This is a genomic window from Mesorhizobium loti CJ3sym, assembly GCF_000472785.1.
Classification (GTDB): Bacteria; Pseudomonadota; Alphaproteobacteria; order Rhizobiales; family Rhizobiaceae; genus Mesorhizobium; species Mesorhizobium loti_E.
This window is the reverse complement of the sequence record NZ_AXAL01000001.1, coordinates 420896-440045: the sequence shown is the minus strand read 5'-3', so window position 1 is coordinate 440045 and position 19150 is coordinate 420896. Positions and strand designations below refer to the sequence as shown.

The 19150-nt window shown below is 58.5% G+C and carries 18 protein-coding genes; 7 read left to right on the top strand and 11 right to left on the bottom strand.

Features of this window, described 5'->3' with window-relative positions; genetic code table 11:
* Positions 1 to 4: 4 nt before the first annotated feature.
* The gene (locus A3A9_RS0102425) at positions 5 to 1525 is read right to left on the bottom strand and encodes a hypothetical protein (protein WP_152536043.1); all 1521 of its coding nucleotides are present in this window, start codon (positions 1523 to 1525) and stop codon (positions 5 to 7) included.
* 396 nt (positions 1526 to 1921) lie between these two features.
* On the opposite strand from A3A9_RS0102425, the gene A3A9_RS38115 reads away from it, so the two are divergent.
* Positions 1922 to 2614, top strand: a complete 693-nt coding sequence (locus A3A9_RS38115; RefSeq protein ID WP_245278959.1) for an ATP-dependent DNA ligase — start codon at positions 1922 to 1924, stop codon at positions 2612 to 2614.
* Between the two features lie 128 nt (positions 2615 to 2742).
* Here the strand turns inward: A3A9_RS38115 and A3A9_RS0102410 are convergent, their stop codons facing one another.
* From A3A9_RS0102410 to A3A9_RS0102385, 5 genes are all read right to left on the bottom strand, one after another.
* Positions 2743 to 4524, bottom strand: coding sequence for a hypothetical protein (locus A3A9_RS0102410; protein WP_152536041.1), 1782 nt, complete (start codon positions 4522 to 4524; stop codon positions 2743 to 2745).
* Positions 4525 to 4777: 253 nt separating this feature from the next.
* On the bottom strand, positions 4778 to 5041 hold the full coding sequence (locus A3A9_RS0102400; RefSeq protein WP_027057351.1) for a hypothetical protein: 264 nt from the start codon (positions 5039 to 5041) through the stop codon (positions 4778 to 4780).
* A gap of 8 nt (positions 5042 to 5049) precedes the next feature.
* The gene (locus A3A9_RS38110) at positions 5050 to 5238 is read right to left on the bottom strand and encodes a hypothetical protein (RefSeq protein WP_033838265.1); all 189 of its coding nucleotides are present in this window, start codon (positions 5236 to 5238) and stop codon (positions 5050 to 5052) included.
* On the bottom strand, positions 5235 to 5927 hold the full coding sequence (locus A3A9_RS0102390) for an SOS response-associated peptidase (protein ID WP_027057350.1): 693 nt from the start codon (positions 5925 to 5927) through the stop codon (positions 5235 to 5237). Before A3A9_RS0102390 ends, A3A9_RS38110 begins: the two co-directional genes overlap by 4 nt.
* 27 nt (positions 5928 to 5954) lie before the next feature.
* Positions 5955 to 6242: a hypothetical protein gene (locus A3A9_RS0102385; RefSeq protein ID WP_027057349.1), complete on the bottom strand. Its 288-nt coding sequence runs from the start codon at positions 6240 to 6242 to the stop codon at positions 5955 to 5957.
* A gap of 344 nt (positions 6243 to 6586) precedes the next feature.
* Here A3A9_RS0102385 and A3A9_RS0102375 point away from each other — a divergent pair, with 344 nt between their 5' ends.
* On the top strand, positions 6587 to 7048 hold the full coding sequence (locus A3A9_RS0102375) for a hypothetical protein (RefSeq protein WP_033838264.1): 462 nt from the start codon (positions 6587 to 6589) through the stop codon (positions 7046 to 7048).
* Positions 7049 to 7085: 37 nt separating this feature from the next.
* Here the strand turns inward: A3A9_RS0102375 and A3A9_RS41680 are convergent, their stop codons facing one another.
* Together A3A9_RS41680 and A3A9_RS0102365 are read right to left on the bottom strand one after the other, a co-directional pair.
* Positions 7086 to 7943: a plasmid partitioning protein RepB C-terminal domain-containing protein gene (locus A3A9_RS41680; protein WP_051370665.1), complete on the bottom strand. Its 858-nt coding sequence runs from the start codon at positions 7941 to 7943 to the stop codon at positions 7086 to 7088.
* Positions 7940 to 9505, bottom strand: coding sequence for a recombinase family protein (locus tag A3A9_RS0102365; protein ID WP_027057346.1), 1566 nt, complete (start codon positions 9503 to 9505; stop codon positions 7940 to 7942). The genes A3A9_RS41680 and A3A9_RS0102365 overlap by 4 nt, the downstream gene beginning before the upstream one ends.
* 236 nt (positions 9506 to 9741) lie before the next feature.
* Here A3A9_RS0102365 and A3A9_RS0102360 point away from each other — a divergent pair, with 236 nt between their 5' ends.
* The gene (locus tag A3A9_RS0102360; RefSeq protein WP_027057345.1) at positions 9742 to 10062 is read left to right on the top strand and encodes a YMGG-like glycine zipper-containing protein; all 321 of its coding nucleotides are present in this window, start codon (positions 9742 to 9744) and stop codon (positions 10060 to 10062) included.
* 356 nt (positions 10063 to 10418) lie between these two features.
* On the opposite strand, the gene A3A9_RS0102355 is transcribed toward A3A9_RS0102360, so the two are convergent.
* Both A3A9_RS0102355 and A3A9_RS0102350 read right to left on the bottom strand, forming a co-directional pair.
* Complete coding sequence (locus tag A3A9_RS0102355) at positions 10419 to 11360, bottom strand: S1/P1 nuclease (protein WP_027057344.1); 942 nt, start codon at positions 11358 to 11360, stop codon at positions 10419 to 10421.
* 436 nt (positions 11361 to 11796) lie between these two features.
* On the bottom strand, positions 11797 to 12729 hold the full coding sequence (locus A3A9_RS0102350; RefSeq protein ID WP_027057343.1) for a lysylphosphatidylglycerol synthase domain-containing protein: 933 nt from the start codon (positions 12727 to 12729) through the stop codon (positions 11797 to 11799).
* Positions 12730 to 13149: 420 nt separating this feature from the next.
* Between A3A9_RS0102350 and A3A9_RS0102345 the strand changes: the two genes are divergently transcribed.
* Positions 13150 to 14520, top strand: a complete 1371-nt coding sequence (locus A3A9_RS0102345; RefSeq protein WP_027057342.1) for a Ppx/GppA phosphatase family protein — start codon at positions 13150 to 13152, stop codon at positions 14518 to 14520.
* On the top strand, positions 14521 to 15318 hold the full coding sequence (locus A3A9_RS0102340; protein WP_027057341.1) for an RlmE family RNA methyltransferase: 798 nt from the start codon (positions 14521 to 14523) through the stop codon (positions 15316 to 15318).
* Positions 15319 to 15333: 15 nt separating this feature from the next.
* Here the strand turns inward: A3A9_RS0102340 and A3A9_RS0102335 are convergent, their stop codons facing one another.
* Positions 15334 to 16755, bottom strand: a complete 1422-nt coding sequence (locus tag A3A9_RS0102335; protein ID WP_027057340.1) for an MFS transporter — start codon at positions 16753 to 16755, stop codon at positions 15334 to 15336.
* Between the two features lie 298 nt (positions 16756 to 17053).
* Here A3A9_RS0102335 and guaB point away from each other — a divergent pair, with 298 nt between their 5' ends.
* Both guaB and A3A9_RS0102325 read left to right on the top strand, forming a co-directional pair.
* Positions 17054 to 18556 (top strand): IMP dehydrogenase, encoded by a 1503-nt coding sequence (guaB, locus tag A3A9_RS0102330; protein ID WP_027057339.1) that lies wholly within the window; start codon positions 17054 to 17056, stop codon positions 18554 to 18556.
* Positions 18507 to 19130, top strand: a complete 624-nt coding sequence (locus tag A3A9_RS0102325; RefSeq protein ID WP_082221802.1) for a hypothetical protein — start codon at positions 18507 to 18509, stop codon at positions 19128 to 19130. The genes guaB and A3A9_RS0102325 overlap by 50 nt, the downstream gene beginning before the upstream one ends.
* Positions 19131 to 19150 lie beyond the last annotated feature (20 nt).

Genomic DNA, 19150 nt, shown 5'->3' with positions numbered 1-19150 from the left:
CGCTTCAACTGAAATCTACATCGCCTGTTATTGCCAAATCGCCGTTATAGTTCGTCATGGAATTGTCAATTCGCGGTCTGGCCGTGACGCCTGTGCCAGGAATCAGTGTTGGAATATCGGCAAGTTTGATTGTCCACTTGATACCAAGCAGAGCACATAGGTTCACGGCGACATTGGTAAGGATGTCCAATAATGCTGCTATGATCAAAGTGAGAGGCCATCCGTAGTCTTCGGGGAGCCAATTGATTGCAAACGGCCGAGGTCCAGCCGACATCCAGACGGTATTTCCACCCCTGCCATAAAATGTAGTGGTGAGTTTCGCGGGTTGGGGAACTGGTTCTCCTTTCACCCCGGCCTTGAGCCAAGGCGTCGTGACGCAATGCAAGTGAGCTCTCGCCTGGACGTATGCCTCTGCAGAAAAGTCAACGTCAACGAGCATGTTGGGCGCCCTCAGCGAAACCTTGGGGTTCCAAACCCTTACCGCCCACCCTACGCAGCCGTCGACAAAGCCGAGAAAGCTGCTGCACTGTTCAGAAGAGTCATTGATGTTGAGAAATTTATCCGCAAGTTTCTGGAATAGATTCTGCGTCAGGAGCAGAAAGAATCCGCCACCGGGTAACTTTCGAACATCATCGGCATCTCGGATATTCATTTCCTCAGAGCCACGAGTGGCCTTCGCGAATGCATCCTCCGCAATGGTTTGCAGGACGTCAGCCTGCTCACTTGACGAGACGTTATCAAATACATCTTCATCTCTAATGATAGAACGTTTCCCAGAAATAGTGGCGGTTGCGACGACATAATTCTCCATTACAGCCACATTCAAGTTTCCAAAATTGAATCCTTGAAATACATTTATGAAAGACGGTAGTGGGATCGATTTAACAAAATCGGCAATCCGCGCGGCCAATACGTTATTGACGATGTATTTTACCAATTCCCAGAGTTCATAGCAGGTAGAGTCGATTTTCCCTAGAGGAATGCCTGCTGCCTTCGCGGCGGATTTCACATCATTCTCAAGAGCTACTGGGTCGTCAATTCTGGCCGAGGTTGGCACAATTCTCAATTGGCTTGCCGAGTCGGTTGTCACAAAGCAGAGAACAGTTAGGGAGAACGAAATCGTAATCTCCTTACCCAGTGTCTTAAGCTCGAATTTTAAGTCCACTTGAGGAATGGTAAGTTTGAGATTTGGTTGAGGCGTTGTTGCAAGAATCCGCACGGATTCGGTACTTCGATGTTGCAAGATCTCAGGTTGCACTAGCAGCCACCGGCTCATTTCGCGATCAAAATGAGGGTTTGGAGAAAGGTCAAAAACGCCAGGCTTCATTATGTCATAGCCATAGCCGAGCCGGAGGTCGGGGAGGTCGCCGCTACCCTTGTACACATTGGTCTTCTTCGGATGCTCAAGGTGATGATGTGCTTTCGAATAGGAATTCAAAAGGTTCTCGCTTACGCCAGCTGCGATGTCGTGTGCAGCAACATTTTGTCGAACGGCGTTCAGCGCATCAATGATTTTGTCAAGCATGGCTCTTCTCGATCGCTGGAGGAAATGAGTATTCCAGAACAGTCAACTTTTTTGTTGGCCTGTATCTGGTGGAATGATGTGAAGAAGTTTGTGCTTGAGTTATACGATGACATACCAGAAGTTGTTAATCAAGCCATGTTTTATGATTAATATTTTACAATATGAACGCTAGTATAGATACAGTTTGTGTTCGTATACAGTAACCAATACGTCGTAAATTTCGAATTTTCTCCGAGTTGCAAGCTTTTGTGTCATGTATGAGAATTAGAAATCTCTAATATGATAGTGGGATGTTGGCCGACCATTGCTGGTGAAGAATTGTGCCGAGGTTGCCGAGGCAGGTTCGCGGCGCGCGTTTTACAGTGTGGGGCTCTAAGGCAAGCTTCGATCTGCGCAGTGTACCTTGCGCAAGAAGCCGCATCGATCGAGGCTGAGACCTTCATCTTTGAGGGCGAGGCGATTATGATCAATGACGCCGGCCTGGCTGACTTCCATGCAATGCAATCCATCATCGGGCTGCGCCGGCTGTCGCCGGATGTCTACTTGGTGGCGTTCGATCTGCTGCACCTCAACGGCCACGATTTGCGCGGCATGCCGGCGGAAGACCGCCGCGAGATCCTGCAGGAGATGATCCCCACGGGCGGGCATATCCAATTCAGCGAAGCGCTGCCGGGCACAGGCGACGCGGTCTATCACCTCGTCGACCAGCGGGGACTGGAAGGCATGGTCTCGAAACGCAAGGACAGCGCCTATCGCAGCGGCCCGACGAACAACTGGCGCAAGATCAAGTGCTTCGAGGAAAAGGAGATGGAGATCATCGGCGTGCAGCGCGAGCGTGGCAAGGCTGCGCAGGTGATCATGGCCGAGCAGGGGCGCTATAAGGGCGGCGCCTTTGTCTCCTTCAAGGCCGAAAAGCGGCAGGCGCTTTGGGACCGCGTACAGGGCAGGGTTGGAGGTCCGGTGCCGAAGGGGCATAAGAAGGACAAGGCCAAATGGCTGAAGCCTGGGCTGGTCGGCAGGGTGAAAACCCTGAGGGGCGAAGAAAAGCTGCGGCACGCCAGGCTGCTGGACTACTGGGAGAGTGAATGATGGCCGTCGGTAAAAAAGATCAGGAGCGCGCCAACTACGCCTGGACGTATGGCGCCCAGGCGGGCAAGGACGTGTGTCGCGCCTTCCAGATCACGGTCTCAGTACAGATTATTCGGTTCGGGAGCGCATTAAACTTGAAGTGGGTCCCCTTTCCTCCACCTGACCACCACCAGCCCCGACGCAAAACTGAGCACGGCGACGGCTAGGGCTATCAAGTAGCCTCGTTGTTCGCCATCGAGCGTCTCCCACTTCGTAGGGTTCGCACGGATCTCGTCTTTCCACAAAAGCCTTGCTATGCCAGAGAACCGAATTTGGCCCAAAGTGTCATAACTGCCCTTAAATTCGCCAACTGCATCAAAGTTGTCGGCCGCATTGGTGATCTCAGCTTTCCCGTTAATATCGATACTGGTGAGGCCTCCTCCTACCAAAATTCCCTCGGCGCGACCGGAAGCCCCATGGTTCAATTCGGCAGACTTCATGCCCTTAATTGTAACCCAACCATTATCGCCATCGACCATCACCGCGTGGGTTGAGTTGACATACACCTCACCTAAACGTGGCTTGAGCGTGACAAGAACTCCCAAAAGGCTCATACTACTCATATCAAGGGAACCGCGAGGCAATATCGATCGAGCCGATATCTGCTTACATTTTAGCGGTTTATTCCAATTTTTGTCTGGCTTGTCGACGCTAAGCCGCAATTGATTTTCTTTTCCATCAATCTTGACGTGCAGAGTTGTTGGTCGAACAACAACTGTGTCATTATCAACCACAAAAGGCGTCACAAGCGCGTAATAACTTATCGAATCGGAGCTCTCATAAGTTAGAGTCGATTTTTCTTTTATGAATTCTTCTAATTCGATGCTACCGTCTGATGCTTTCTTATCTGTCGAGAAAAAGACAAATTCTTGAGGTGAAAATTTGAACTTGCCCGATGATGTATCGCCATTCCCAAACACGTTTAGATCCCAAAGGCCGCTGTCTACCCAGAATTCAAGGCTGCGAACGTTAGGAAGTTCATATTTGTTAGGCGCGCTCGCTGCTTTTGGTAGGTCGGCCCGGTCGGCACAACCGTCAAAGAAAGTAATTTCGGCATCAAATGTGGCCGGAGTGCCGAGCGCTGCCCACCTAACCGTCATAGGGCCGTCACCTTTCCTCCAATTAGCAAATCCATTTGTCGTAATTTCAGGAACAAACGAGAACCTTGGGTCGTCAGATTTTTCGTTCGGATTTGGAGCGGTCGCATCCGTTATGAGGGAACCGTGTGCCGGGTGGCTCAGGACCATCGCGATGCGGACGGGAAGGGGCCGGTAGAACAAGTCCAAGGCGTAGTATGCTGCGGTGAAGAGGAGAATACCGAAAGCGATTGCAGTCGCGCCGGAGACCGCGCGGGAGGCTCGTCCGGAAAAGATCTTGGCCGTATACTCGCAAATTGCCAACATCAACGCGGCAGTGAATCCTAGAGCCATGCCTCCAAGCAAATTGGCTATGATGTTTTGGAATAGATCACTTGATGAAAAATGCCCTGAAAATAGCGCCATGCCAGCGTCAATTAGAGTGAGGATCAAAAAGCTCGAGATGGCAATCAGCTCAATAGTTTTTCTATAAGATTGTGTCCAAAACGAATAGATCACAACAACAGAAGCTGCGACAATAAACGGCCAATATAATGCCGCCTGAAACCAATCAGACAAACTTGGAAATTGGATTAAATCTGTCTGGTAAGCCGATTCATAGATAGCCGCAGAATCACTAGTGATCAGTGCGACGAGATACACCTGAAAGTTTGGGCCTGTCGCGAGCAGCAAAATGAACGCGATTATCAAGGAGCCGCGCATCCAAGCCGCACCGGCGCTCGGAAAGAGTCGCGATTGCAGGAAGTCCCAGAGTTTTGGCAGCGAAAAGCTCATTTCATGCAGCCGCTTAGACATTTGTTTTAGAATTCATCGGTCGGCTAGATCAGCTTACGTGTCAATTAAAAGGAGAGGTTGTTGATAGGCATCCACCGAATTCTGATTGCCCGAGGCTGGTAGCTCGGGACCTATTCGCACCAAGGCGAATTCCCTTGGCATCAAGCGAGGCGAGATCCACGAAGAAGTCGAGAGCGTTTGCCACACGATCCTCGACGCCATAATGCACCATGATCCGGGATTGTCGGAGTAGCTACTCCATATCCGGCACGTCGCCGCTGGCAAACAGCACTGTTGGCGGTCCGTAATCGCCAAGAAGAGGATCGGCGTCCCGGCTCCAGGCAAGGACGCCGACATGTTGCCCTGAAAGCCCCTTTGCGGTGCGGGTGGCGCGCTCTTCGCTCTGCTGGTCAGTCGGACCGTATGCCGTGAACAACTCCCCATCGTCACCGCGGTCGAACGCAACCACAACGATCAGCTTCGGTTTCTTCTGGCCTGGAAGGACATGGTCGGACATAAGCGCTCCTAAAGGTATTGCTCGCCATCGGCCTTGTGATCGAAGCAGAACCAGGTCGATTGCTGACGCGGCCGCGCAAAACCGAAGCCGGCATGCTTGGCGCATCCTTCATGGGCGCAAAAATGGCCCAATATCCTGGCGCGGTCTCGTGGAGCCGGCGCCATGCCTTCGGCAAGCTTGATCAGTTCGTCGCTCATAGCGGGTTGGTCGGCCCGACCAGGGCAGGGTGGTCGTTTGGAAGTTTGTTGATGACGGTCGAATTGACCTCCCGGCCGACGCGGTTGAACTGAAGCTGCCCGTCGATGTCCTGGCTCAAGATATCCTTCAGGTCGTCCTTCGGCGTCGAAGGGTTGAGCCATACGTCATAATAGGCCTGGTCGAGAATGACCGGCTGCCGATCATGCAAATTCTTCATCGGCTCGCCGGCAGGCTCGGTGATGATGGTGCAACTGGTGACGTCGAGATTGGAGTTATAGGCCCAAAGCCCGGCAAACGAAAAAGGCGCATGGCCGGGCAGGTAGATGTGCCAGGGATCCTTTTTGCCGTCAGCCGGAGAGATGGTCCATTCATAGAAGCCGTCCGCCGGGATCAGGCACCGCTTTGATTTGATTGCGTCCCGGAAGGCTGGGGCCGTGTCGACGCCTTCAATCCTGGCGTTGAACATGGCCGCCTTGGGCATCTCCTTTGCCCAGAACGGAACGAGCCACCACCGGCCCTCCCGCAAGCGGTGGTTGCCATCCTCGCCGGCGGTGACGAAAGGCACGTCCTGTGTGGGCGCGATGTTGTAGCGCGGTTCGTCGTTGCGGCCGATTTCCGCCGGCGCCGTCAGGCGGTAGAGCCTATGGATTTCCGACCATGTCAGATATCTGGTGTAGCGACCGCACATGTCTTGCCCCTGGTTTGCTACCCGCCGCTAATTCACAGAACCGCGCGCCAGTTTGGCGTAAGCGGTCTTGAATTCGCGCTCGATCTGGTCATTCACGATACGAGACAATTCTTTTGCCTTTTCCTCGTCGGGCATGAGGCTGACGATCAGATCGCTCATGAGCCAGCCGGCCGCATAAATAGCGCCGTCTGGCGTGAGCTTGTTCAAGATTTTACAGGCATTCTTGACCGCCTTCTCGATTTCTTGACGACCTCGCTCGATATTGACACTCAATTCGCCTTGCCTTCCTTCGGCAGCGTAAAGCACCTCAACCATCGGTTTTCTCCTAGCGGATACCCGCTGTGGCTATCGCGCCGACAGTGAACGAAAAGAGAACATGGAGTCAAGTCCGCGCTTGACGACAGAGGAATATGTTCCTTATTTCTGACGTGCATCTGAGCAGGAAGGGTAATGGGAAAGCGCCAAAACGCGCCGAACGGCGAAGCTGTGTCCGAGTTGGAACGAGCTGCTCAGCGCGCAATAGAGGCGGCCGGCGGCGACGCTGTGGTTGCCTTGCTGAAGGCTCTCGCCAGAAACGCTGAGCTCGAGCGCGAGCTTGCCCTGTCGCGCGCTGCGGTCTCTAGCGGCTTCTCTCGCGGGTGGCACAGGGCGCGGCCACTATGACCAGCAACGAAGACACCTACCGCATCGAGGTTTGGGACAGCGAGGAGGAAAAGACGCTTCTCGAAACCATCAGCCGCTCGTCGGATTTTGCCGTCAGCATGGCTGCCTGGCACGCTGCGATGCGGCGCCGGCCCGGCATGCTGCTAATCCACTACAACAGCCGCCACGTCATGGAGAAGGTTCTTACGCCAGGCGAGCTCAAGCTGCCACCGCAGACCATCATAGACGGAAGCATTCACCCGGGACTGGATGTTGCCCTGGGCGATCTGCGTAGCTGGCACGTTCTGCGCGCCCAATGCATGAACTGCTCGCACCGTGCCGAAGTGAAGCCCGAAGGACTGATCAGGCGCTATGGCAAGCACGCCCTGTTCAGTACGGTCGAGCGAGCTCTTTTCTGCACGAGTTGCAACAAGGGCGGGCCGGTTCGGATGGAGATACATAGCCTCCCGAGAGGCTGAGGTGATGGCCGAGCGCTTGCAACCCGAAGGCGCTACCTCAAAAGACAAAATGCGTGCGTCCGGTTTTTGCTGGTTGGCTCGGCAAAGCTTCCTGGCCCGCTGGAGTGTCGAGTATCGTTTGGAACCTTGCGAGCTGCTCCGGGAAATCCCGCGCAAGGTGTCTGACGACCCGCGCGTTTTCCATCATCCGGTCGAGATCAAGCCTCGCCGCGATCAACTCCAGCGCCCAGATGCCACGAAGGCTGGCGCAGAAGAGAAATTCATCATTCAGCACATCAAATTCAGTTTCCATGATGGCCAGCTCGTCGGCTGTCACCCCGACAAACTTCTTCCTCGGCCTGGAGGGATCCACCAGCTGCGAAGCCGGAGTAAGCGTTGCGAGGAGTTGCGCGTAGTGGAAGCTCACTCTCTTCAGGGCGATCATCAGCCTTGCCGCTTTGAGCTGCCTTTCCGGAAGCATCTTGCGCAAGGACGCGAAGACCTGTGGCGGCACATTCCAATCCTGCAAAAGCTCGATCACCTCGGGAGAAACTCCAATGACCAGGGGCCTAGGCGGCGAACTCTCCGCGAGCAGGTTCAAAGTGGGGCCTTTGGTCAGGGCCTTCGGCACAGAGGCCAGGCTTTCGGCCGACAGCAGGCGACGGAACGATTCCTGTTTGATCGGATATCCAAATACCTCGGTGATCGTCTCCAGCAGATGCCGAGAGATCATCGCTTCGGCGATCATGTCCCGCGTTCTCTGGCATTCAGCCTGATAGGTTTTGCACAGCCAGGGACCGGTGAACCACCTGTTGGGCTCTTGCATCCTTTCCAAAAGCGCGGCGTGCCTTGTGCGGTTATTCTGCAAAATGCGGTCGGCGGCTTCCAGGCCTAGAACCGTGCGGCGCACCGTCATGTGGCACTCCCGACGAATGTTCGCTCGGCCAGCGCAACGAGCGGATCGAGCGATCGGAATACGAACGCGTCCAGCTTCATTCCATTGTTGACATGGAAATCTCCTTTGAATCCCACGATTTCATGCATCGGAGCGATCAGGTAATCGCGAATGAGCAGATTGCCCGGCTGCATGCGGATCAAGACGAAAATATCCGCCTTGGCCTCTCGCACGGCCCTCGAAGACCAGCGAGGATAGGCGCAATGCGAAACGCGACACCTGGCGATTGCGAGCGCGACCGTCAACTCGCCATTGATGCGGATGATCTCCGTTTCAGGGGCCTGCGAGGCGCGACCGCCTGCCTTGTCGACCGCAACGAGCAGGTCTTCCATAACGCGATGGCGGATATCCCTGACGCGCCTGTCGATCTCGATGAAATGAGACTTTCTGGGCGGCAGGCAACCGATCAGCTTGTATGCTCCGAGCAAGCCTCCGAAATGCGCGCTATAGCGATAGGCCGAAGGGCATTCGGGCGCCGCGTTGATGATATCGCCCGACAGTTTCCCATGCCGTTCGTAGAGGTTTCGAAGGGCCGCCAGCATCTCGTCATCGCTCATGTGAAGATAAAGCGATTTCAAGATTTGCTGGGCTCTGTCGAATAGTTGGCGGCTGATAATAGGCTCAAAGGCGTTGTCCGCCCTGACCCATTGGTCCGGGGGATTGTACGCAACTTTGGTTTTCAGCTTGGTGCAGCGTCTATTCCAGACGTTGTTGCCGATATATTTCTCGTTGGTCAGGACACGGCGCACGCCATGGCTCTTCCAAGGCCGGCCGAAGTCGTTCAGGATCCCCCGGTCATTCAGGTACTTTGCGATTTGAGGTTCGCTTTTGCCTGACCTGACGAAAAGGCGAAAGATCAATCGAACAGTGGCAATCTCTTCCGGTGGCCCCGGTACGATGGTCACACGGTCTGTGGAGAAATTTTTGTGTTCATAGCGGGCGAGGATGAGTTTGGGCTGTCCGAAATGGTCGACCATCAGGCGCCTTAGTCCGAGTCCCTGGATTCCGCCCACGTGGAAGCCCATGCGGGCCATCCTCACTTGGCCCAAAAAGACCCGCTGTGACAACATCCTGCTGTACTCCGCGGCCATGCTGCGCTTTATGGCCTTCAGCACATCGGACCCGACGGTGCCATCGTTCGCGAATTGCTCGGCGCAAAACTCGATCCGCACACCCGCCATCTGACATCGATATTCGTAGGAAGCGCTTTCATCGATGCTTTGGAACCGGCCCCATCTGCTCACGTCGTAGACGACGACCGTCTCGTAATCGGCGAGTCCGTGTTCAATGTCGAACAGCAGCTTCTTCAGGCCGGGCCGGCCTTCTATGTGCAGCCCGCTACGGCCCGGGTCTTCATACGTGGCGACGATGTCGTACCCCATGACCTCGGCATAACTGCGGATTGCATCCTTCTGATTCTCAAGGGAATAAGTCTGGTGCTCTGTGGACATTCGTACGTATTGAGCGGCGCGAACCCTTCGCCGCTCCTGAGGAGGTTCGCGTGCCGCAGCAACCTTACCCATCGCCTTTGCACCATCGGACGAAGGTCAATTCTAGCGGTCAGCGAATGGCAATTCCAGTTAAGTTTACTCGAAGCGTTCGCTCCTGGCTTTGCGCTTTGGAAACCATGGCTTTCAACTCATGGGAAACCCTGACTCACTTCGTGAGAAGCCGCGCCGCCGTTCCGCCGCAATGCAGCCGCATCGGCTTCGTTCGCCCCCGTCCGTTCAGTCCCCGGGGCTTCAAAGGAGTTCCAGTGATGATTATCAAGAAGGCTATTCTGGCGGTGATGATGACCGCAGCACTCGCGGGGTGCCAGTCGCAGACCGAAGGCCAGCAGCGGGCCACCACCGGTGCCTTGCTCGGCGGCGCCGGCGGCGCCCTCGTCGGCCAGGCGATCGGCGGCAACACCAAGAGCACGGTCATCGGCGCGGCCAGCGGCGCGCTGCTTGGCGCCGTCGTCGGCTCGGCCACCACCCCGCAGCAGCCCCGCGGCGAACAGATGTGCCGCTACCAGGACCGCCGCGGCAACATCTACACAGCGCCCTGCGACGACCGCTATTACAACGGCAATTATTGATTGCCGCCGCGGCGAAGAAAGGCCAGCGCCACGCTCAATGGGAAGGGAAGGCGGCGCTGGCCGAGCGGAATTCAGGTCCGCCGCGCATCCAGACATAGCAGATTCTTGACCCAGCGTAAGGTGGTCGACGCGGCTGCCGGTGCAGCATTGCCTGAAACCCGCGTCGACCTGGCGGAGATTGGGGTCACCGCCGCATCTGAAAATTAGCGAGGTCTAATTTACTTGGAAATGGCGTGATCGCGGACCCAGTCACTTCCGGCGTGGGCTGATGGAAGCTGACAGCGCGGTGCGGGACCGCCCGGAACTTCGCAAACTCCTAGACAGCTCAACCTGCTGGCCGCCAGTTAGTGAGACAGTCAGGGGAACGCTTTGTTCAAGAGGTTTGCCAGCCGTTGCGCCGCCAATACCGCTTGCGATCGGGCAGTATCGCGAGCTGCCGTCTCATAAGCTCGGGTCAGTTCCACCGTACCCGCGCCGGACATCACCGGCTCGGCATAGGCAAATGTTTTCGCTGTCTCCGCGCTTTCGCTCAGCCACAACTCTGGATCCTCCTCGGCAGCCTTGGCCGGATCGACGGCGGCATTCGCCAAACCGCTGTCTTTAAGGTCTGTGATCGCTCCCTTTACGGTGACATAGCCGCCGAACATGCCATCCCAATAAAAGTGGAGTTTCAGCTCATCACCCTTCGCTGGTTTAACCGTAACCAAATTACCACCCTGGTCGCCATCGGGATGCGCCGCCGAAAATCTTGCTGTGGCGTGGAGAGGTTGGTGGACATCGCCCACCAGGTGCAGCAACCAGGCCAGGTCGTAGGACCGCAGATCGTCGGTGGCTCCCGAGTTTGCCGGCAACGTCGCCGTGAAAAGCCTGATCTGTGTCAGCGCATTAACAGGATCAGCCGGTTTGACTGGTGTACCATCCGTCGAAAAACCGATGTCCATGAAGTGCCAGTATTTGTGCTTTCGCATATCGGAGTAGCCGATATTGTCGCCGGCACCTGCGACTGAGCCGGAATTGCCATCGTCGATATAGCCTGGCTTGGTTTTGATGTCGTCGGCCCAAACGGCCGCTCGCATGACCGCAGCCTTGCCCTGGTCCTCTGCCGCGACACCATAGATCCAGTCAGGATAGTCGTCGTTCATTTGCAGCAACGCATCGACGCGGGCGCGAGCGTTGTCCGTCAGCTTGTTGTAAGCCATCAGCGCGATCTGCATGTGGCCTTCATCCCACCACGCCGATGCGGCTGTTGACCAGGTTGCCAGTGCAGCGAATGCGAGCCCGAACAATGCACGGCGCATAACCCAACCCTCCCTTTGATGTCGCCTTAGACAAGCAAGCTAGTCGATCCCTAAAACTCACCCAATGACGCGATCGCGGAAGTGCTATCTCGGAAGCAAAATTCCGCAGAATATCGGTCCAAAAGTTAGACACTTATGGCCGTAAGTGATTGATTTGTGTAAGGGCGTTAGACAACGATAGGGAAGGTAACTATTTGAAAAGAAACGAGAACCTCAGGAGTCAGAGTCCGTGGGTCTACCGTTAACCTATTCCCCAGCAAGCGCGGTCATGAACCGCGCGGGCCGAGCGGCTGAGCCGCTTGAGCGCTGCCTTGTAGCCGCCAGCGGAAAATAGTCAAGCCTGCTTGGCGGTTCAATCGCTAGGTTTTGTCGGTCGGTTTCAGACGCGACGCTTCGCAGTGCTCCCAGGCGCGGACATGAAATCCAATCTCGCGCCTCAGCTCTCTGTCCGGCTGAACTGCGACCGCTCAAAAAAGAGCACCACGCCCAGGCCCAAAAACAACGGGATGATCAGATAAAACAGCCGGAACACCAGCAGCGCCGCCAGCACGCCGACCGGAGCCATGTCGGAAAGTCCGGCCAGGAACACCACTTCGAACACGCCAAGCCCGCCCGGTGCGTGCGAGATCTGCGCGATCGAGAACGAGACCAGGAAGACGCCGAGCACGACGAAATAGCCGGGATTGTTGGCCTCGGGCAGCGCGAAGAAGATGATCGCGGCCGCCGCCAGCAGCTCGATCGGGCCGATCAGCAATTGCCTGACAACGATCGGCAGTGCCGGATAGTGCAATTGAAAGCTGGCGATTTTCAGCGGCCGCAGATGCAACGCGCTGCCGAAAATATAAGCGGCGACAAGGATCAGCATCGCGATCCCCGCCGCTTCCGACAGGCCGTGATGGGCGATGCCGGAAAACCGGTCGATGATCTCAGGCTCGAACACCAGCACGAGGCCGGAGGCGAGGATAGTCGACAGCACGAAGGTGATCCAGCAGATCGCCACCAGCACGCCGACATCCTGGCCGGTCAGCCCCCGCGTGCCATAGGCACGGTAGCGGATGACGGCGCCGGAAAACACCGAGCCGCCAATATTGTGCGACAGCGCGTAGGTGGTGAAGGAGCACAGCGTCACGAACAGCCACGACACCTTCTTGCCGATATGCAGCAGCGCGATGTGGTCGTAGCCGGCGAGCGCGGCATAGGCGACGACCGAACTCACCCCCGCCAGCACCCAGCCGCGCGTTGGTATGGCGGCGAGCCCTTCCCAGACATCGTCCAGCGAAATGCCGCGCAGTTCGTGCCAAAGCAACAGCAGCGAGAAGATCACTGCGGCGATGCCGACGACCGGCCAGAAATAGCGTCTCCAGTTCATTGCCCGACTGCCATGCGTTGCCTGTCCGCTTCCTTTTCTTCTGGTGGTGGGAAGGCCGGCTGTCCGGATTCTTCCGCTCATTTCAGAAATGCCTCATTGAAGCCGGCTATTCAACCGCGAACACTTGTCGCGACGGCCTCCGGCATGATCCGCCCGCACCGAAAGCGGCGCAAAGGCGCCGGCAAGCGGTGAGGGCATCGGTTTCGACGGGAGATCGTCTCCGCCAGCACCGCGCTAGCAATCCAGCCTTGCGGCTACATTGCGCGATGGGCGGAAAAGGCGTTTCGCGCCGCAGCCGGCAAAATTCAGCCGCGGCTCTTGGTGATCGGGCACAGCGCTGTTACTCTGGCGGCAACTTGAAACATGCCAAAGCGCCTGCTGCGTCCGTCATCGGTTCGCGCGGCGCCGGAAGGAACGACAGTGGAAGACCGCGACACCGGCGCAGGCGCGCCGGAGGTGGGCGCGTCCAGCGCTTCCCCAGGGCCATCAGGCTCGGGGACAGCCGGTTGGCAGCAACGCCGCCCGACGGAGCCTCGCTCCGCCGACGGGCAGGTGGGCGACGCAAGCCATCACCAGAAGGGCAAGCCCAAGAAGCGGCGCAAGCGAAGGCGCGGGCGCAAGGTTTTTGCGCGCGACGAAGCCCCCCAGGACAATCGATCGCCAAGTGACAATCGATCGCCAGGTAAACCGGCTATTCCGGCTTTGGAGTCGAAGCAGCCAGCGGCGCCGGTGATCTCGCCCGTCGCTCCAGCGCCACGCGCTGAACAGGCTCCCCGCCGGCCGCCGGTGCACGAGCTTCCCGTCTTCGCGGCTCTCGACCTCGGCACCAACAATTGCCGGCTGCTGGTTGCGGTGCCGACGCGGCATGGCCAGTTCCGCGTCATCGATGCCTTCTCGCGCATTGTCAGGCTGGGCGAGGGGCTCACTGCCAGTGGCCGGCTCGGCCAGCCGGCGATGGACCGCGCGGTCGAGGCGCTGAAGATCTGTGGCGACAAACTGCGCAGCCGCAAGATCAGGAAGGCGAGGCTGATCGCCACCGAAGCCTGCCGCACAGCCGAAAATGGTGTCGAATTTCTGGAACGCGTCGAGCGCGAGGCCGGCTTGAAGCTCGAGATCATCGACCGCCAGACCGAAGCGCGGCTGGCGGTTTCCGGCTGTGGATCGCTGGTCGAGGGCGACACGCAAGGCGTCGTGCTGTTCGACATCGGTGGCGGTTCGTCCGAAATCGCATTGATCGACCTCACCGGGCGCCGCTCGCCGCGGCTCGCCAACCATATCGTCTCGTGGACGTCGTTGCCGGTCGGCGTCGTCTCGTTGGCCGAGCGCTTTGGTGGCCGCACGGTCACGCGCGAAATCTTCAACGCCATGGTCGACGATGTCGCCGGCCGGCTGGCCAACTTCGACGGCCGCGACCGGCTGAGCCACCTCAAGGCCAGCCCGAATTTCCATCTCCTGGGCACTTCTGGAACGGTGACGACACTGGCCGGCGTTCACCTCGATCTCGAGCGCTATGATCGCCGCCGGGTCGACGGGCTGTGGATGGACCGCGACAGCGTCGACCGCATGGTTGAGAGGCTGGTTGGTTGGGACTTTCAGCAGCGCTGCGCCAACCCTTGCATCGGTGCCGATCGCGCCGATCTGGTGCTGGCCGGTTGTGCTATATTGGAAGCGATCCGCGCGGTGTGGCCGTCGGAACGGCTACGTGTTGCCGACCGTGGCCTGCGCGAAGGCATATTGAGCGAGCTGATGGCCGATGACGGCGTCTGGCGCAATGATGGGCGTGGCCGTTAAATGACCAAGAAACCGGAAAAACCAGGCTCGGCCAGCATTCGTGTGCTGAAGACGCGGATCAAGAAGAAGAGCGGCCTGAAGGAATCGTCGCGCCGCTGGCTGCAGCGCCACATCAATGATCCCTATGTCCAGCGCTCCAAGGCTGACGGCTACCGCTCGCGCGCGGCCTATAAGCTGATCGAGATCGACGACAAGCACCATTTGCTGAAACCTGGGATGAAGGTCATCGATCTCGGTGCCGCCCCCGGCGGCTGGTGCCAGGTAGCCGCCGCGCGCACGAAATCGACGGCCGACAAGCCCCACGTTATCGGCATCGACTATCTCGAAATGGATGCCGTGCTCGGCGCACCGGTGTTGTTGATGGATTTCCTCGATCCCGAGGCACCGCAAAAGCTGGCCGAGGCGTTGGGCGGCGATCCCGATGTCGTGCTGTCCGACATGGCGGCACCGACCACCGGCCACAAGCGAACCGACCACATCCGCACCATGCATCTGTGCGAGGTGGCCGCCGATTTCGCGCTGTCGGTCCTGAAACCGGGCGGACATTTCCTGGCCAAGACTTTTCAAGGCGGCGCGGAGAACGAACTGCTCTCGATGCTCAAGAAGAATTTCCGCTCGGTGCACCACGTCAAGCCGCCGGCGTCACGCGACGAATCGGTCGAGCTTTATCTCTTGGCGAAGGATTTCAAGGGGCGAGAGTCCGGTCCGCCGCCAGGCGGATCGGAACGTCCAGTGGACGTTCCGAAGGACTCGAGCGCCCGGAGCCATAGCGAAGGGCCGGAGGACGACGAGGACTAGAATCGAGCGGGGTAGTTATTTCCCCGCCGTACTCAGCGGTTCCAGCGTCTTGGGTGTCGTCAGCCGGCCATGACCGGACACGGCGTTGCCGGCATCGGGCGCCATCCGCATGAACGACAGCGCCGCAAGCGCCGAAATCGCGGCGACGATGAAGAAGGCGGTATGGAAATCCGCCAGCATCAGCGATCCGCCGTGAATGCTCGTCGACACTTCCAGTATGCCGCCGGCAACCGCGACGCCGAGCGCGATCGACAGTTGCTGGAAGACAGCGGTGATCGGCGTCGCCTTGCTGGTGTCCTCGGCCGAAACCTCGGCATAGGAGAGCGCATTGACACCGGTGAAGAACATCGAGCGGATGAAGCCGCCGACCAGAAGCACGGCCAACATCAGCAGATAGGGTGTATCGGGCGTGAAGAAGCCGTTGATGGCGATCGACGCCGCGGCGACCAGGGAACCCACGATCAACACGCGGCGAAAACCCGCGGCGCGGAAGATCAGCGCGGTGACGAATTTCATGCCGATGGCACCGATCGCCGAGACGAAGGTGATCATGCCGGACTGGAACGGCGTCATCCCGAAGCCGATCTGGAACATCAGTGGCAGCAGGAAGGGCACGGCGCCGATGCCGATGCGAAACAGCGAGCCGCCAAGCACGGAAGAGCGGAACACCTGGTTGCGGAACAGTTCGAGCGCCAGCAGCGGGTTTTTGGCCCGGCGCGCGTGCATGAGGTAGAGCACGCCCGACACCAGGCCGACGGCCACGGTGATAAGGCCGGTCGCCGGCGGCAGATAGGGCAGGCTGACCACCGACAGGCCGAACACCACGCCGGATGCCGCCAGCCCGCTCAAGACGAAGCCGATGAAATCGAGCGGCGGCGTCTCCATCGATTCGGTCTCCGGCAGGAAACGCGTCGCCAGCCAGATGCCGATCAGGCCGATCGGCACATTGATCAGGAAGATCCAGTGCCAGGTGAAATAGGTGGTGATGAAGCCGCCGATCGGCGGGCCCACCAGCGGTCCGACCAGTGCCGGAACGGTCAGCCAGGACATGGCGGCGACCAGTTCACTTTTCGGTGTCGCGCGCACCAGCACCAGGCGTCCGACCGGTGTCATCATGGCGCCGCCGATGCCTTGCAGGAAGCGTGAAACCACGAAGGCAGGCAGCGAACCGGAAAGGGCGCAGGCGACCGAACCGGCGATGAAGACCCCGATCGCGGCGCGAAAAATGTTCTTGGCGCCGAAGCGGTCGGCCATCCAGCCGCTGATCGGAATGAAGATCGCCAGCGAGACGAGATAAGCGGTCAGCGCCAGTTTGAGCGCGATCGGGCTGGTGTGGATGTCGATGGCAATCGCCGGCAGCGATGTCGCAATGACGGTCGAATCCATGTTTTCCATGAAAAGTGCGACCGCCAGTATGAGCGGGATGGTGCGATTCACGAGTGTGCCCGTTTCAAAATTTTTCTCGGCCCAATTCTCGTTCAAAACGGGGGCAAGCCGATACATGGGGCGGTTATCACGACTGGCCACCAGTGTCGTGTTAATTTGCTGTCACTTTTGTGCGACCGTGACGACGGGTGGCATTATCAACTGTTTGAAGACGCCGTTGTGCAACGCAACGATCGGCTTTTCATCGGCGCCGCGACGTGTTACCAGCCAGCGCCAATCCTGAAAGGGAATAACGAGTCGGCGCTGTCCATTCCGGTCCAGCGCCTTTCATGCATTCTAAGGACTGGCCATGGCAAAAATCATTGAAACGTCCACCGGCGCTCTGGCGCTGACCTTTGACGACGTGCTGCTGCAGCCGGGTCATTCCGAGGTCATGCCTGGCGAAACCGATGTCCGCACCCGCATTGCCGGGGACATAGACCTCAACGTGCCGATCCTCTCCGCCGCCATGGACACCGTCACAGAGGCGCGTCTTGCCATCGCCATGGCGCAGGCCGGCGGCATCGGCGTCATCCACCGCAATTTCTCGCCGGCCGAACAGGCCGAGCAGGTGCGGCAGGTCAAGAAATTCGAATCCGGCATGGTGATCAATCCGGTTACCATCGGCCCGGATGCCACCCTTGCCGACGCGCTGTCGCTGATGCGCACTTATTCGATCTCGGGTATTCCGGTGGTCGAGAATGGCGGCACCGGCGGCCAGAAGATCGGCCGGCTGGTTGGTATCCTGACCAATCGCGACGTGCGCTTTGCCTCCGATCCGGCGCAGAAGGTCTACGAGTTGATGACCCGTGAGAACCTGATCACGGTCAAGGAGAATGTCGACCAGGACGAGGCCAAGCGGCTTCTGCACCAGCACCGCATCGAGAAGCTTGTCGTTGTCGACAAGGCGGGCAACTGCGTCGGCCTGATCACCGTCAAGGACATCGAGAAGTCGCAGCTCAACCCCCACGCCACCAAGGATGCGCAGGGGCGCCTGCGCGCGGCGGCCGCCACCAGCGTTGGCGACGACGGCTTCGAGCGCGCCGAGCGCCTCATCGATGCCGGCGTCGACCTTCTGGTCATCGATACCGCGCATGGCCATTCCCAGCGCGTGCTCGATGCCGTCACTCGTGCCAAGAAACTTTCCAATTCTGTCCGCATCCTGGCCGGCAATGTCGCCACCGCCGAGGGCACGCAGGCGCTGATCGACGCCGGCGCCGACGCCGTGAAGGTCGGCATCGGACCGGGCTCCATCTGCACCACCCGCATCGTTGCCGGCGTTGGCGTGCCGCAGCTTTCGGCCATCATGTCGGCGGTCGAGACGGCGCACAAATCAGGCGTCTCGGTGATTGCCGATGGCGGCATCAAATATTCCGGCGATCTCGCCAAGGCGCTCGCCGCGGGCGCAAGTGCTGCCATGATCGGTTCGCTGCTGGCTGGCACCGACGAAAGCCCGGGCGAGGTCTATCTGCATCAGGGCCGCTCCTTCAAGGCCTATCGCGGCATGGGTTCGGTCGGCGCTATGGCGCGCGGCTCGGCCGACCGCTACTTCCAGGCCGAGGTGCGCGACACGCTGAAACTGGTGCCGGAAGGCATTGAAGGGCAGGTTCCCTACAAAGGACCTGTGTCCGGTGTGCTGCATCAGCTTGCAGGCGGGCTAAAAGCCGCTATGGGTTATGTCGGTGGCCGCGACCTCGCCGATTTCCGCGAACGCGCCACCTTTGTGCGCATATCCAACGCCGGACTTCGTGAAAGCCACGCCCATGACGTCACGATTACCCGCGAGAGCCCGAACTATCCCGGCGGAGCCTGAACAATACGGGCTCGGGCGTAGCCTGACCGCGACGATCCTGCGGCTGTCGCGTCACGCGGCAGCACTCTGTTTCCTGTCGGCGGCGGTTTTCGTCGCCATGACGCTGCTGGAATTCTTCTATTTCCGCCAGTTGAGCGGCGGCTTGCCGTCGCTCGACATGCGCTATTTCGGCTTCACGCCCGACGAAGGCATGGCTTGGCTGACGGCGCTCGGCCGGCGCGGCAGTGAGATCATCCTGGTGTGGCACTATCTGACCTTCGACCTCTTGTTCCCGGCGTTGTTGTCGCTGACGCTGGTCAGCCTGATCCTGGCCACCGGCCGGCGCCTGCAGAATTTTCGGGTGCTACCGGGGCAGGTGCAGTCGATCTTCGCGCTGGTGCTGGTGCTGCCCTATACGATCGCCGACTATGCCCAGAATATCGCCGTGGCGCGGTTTCTATCGGATTTCCTTTATGCAAATCCGGATTCGCTGTCTTTCGCCTCGGCGCTGATCGTCACCAAATTCGCGCTGTTCGCCATACCGGTCATCGTCATCGCGATTTTCGCCTTGGTGGGCCAGAAACGCCAGGCTTGATGCCGAACTGGGCAGGGGGA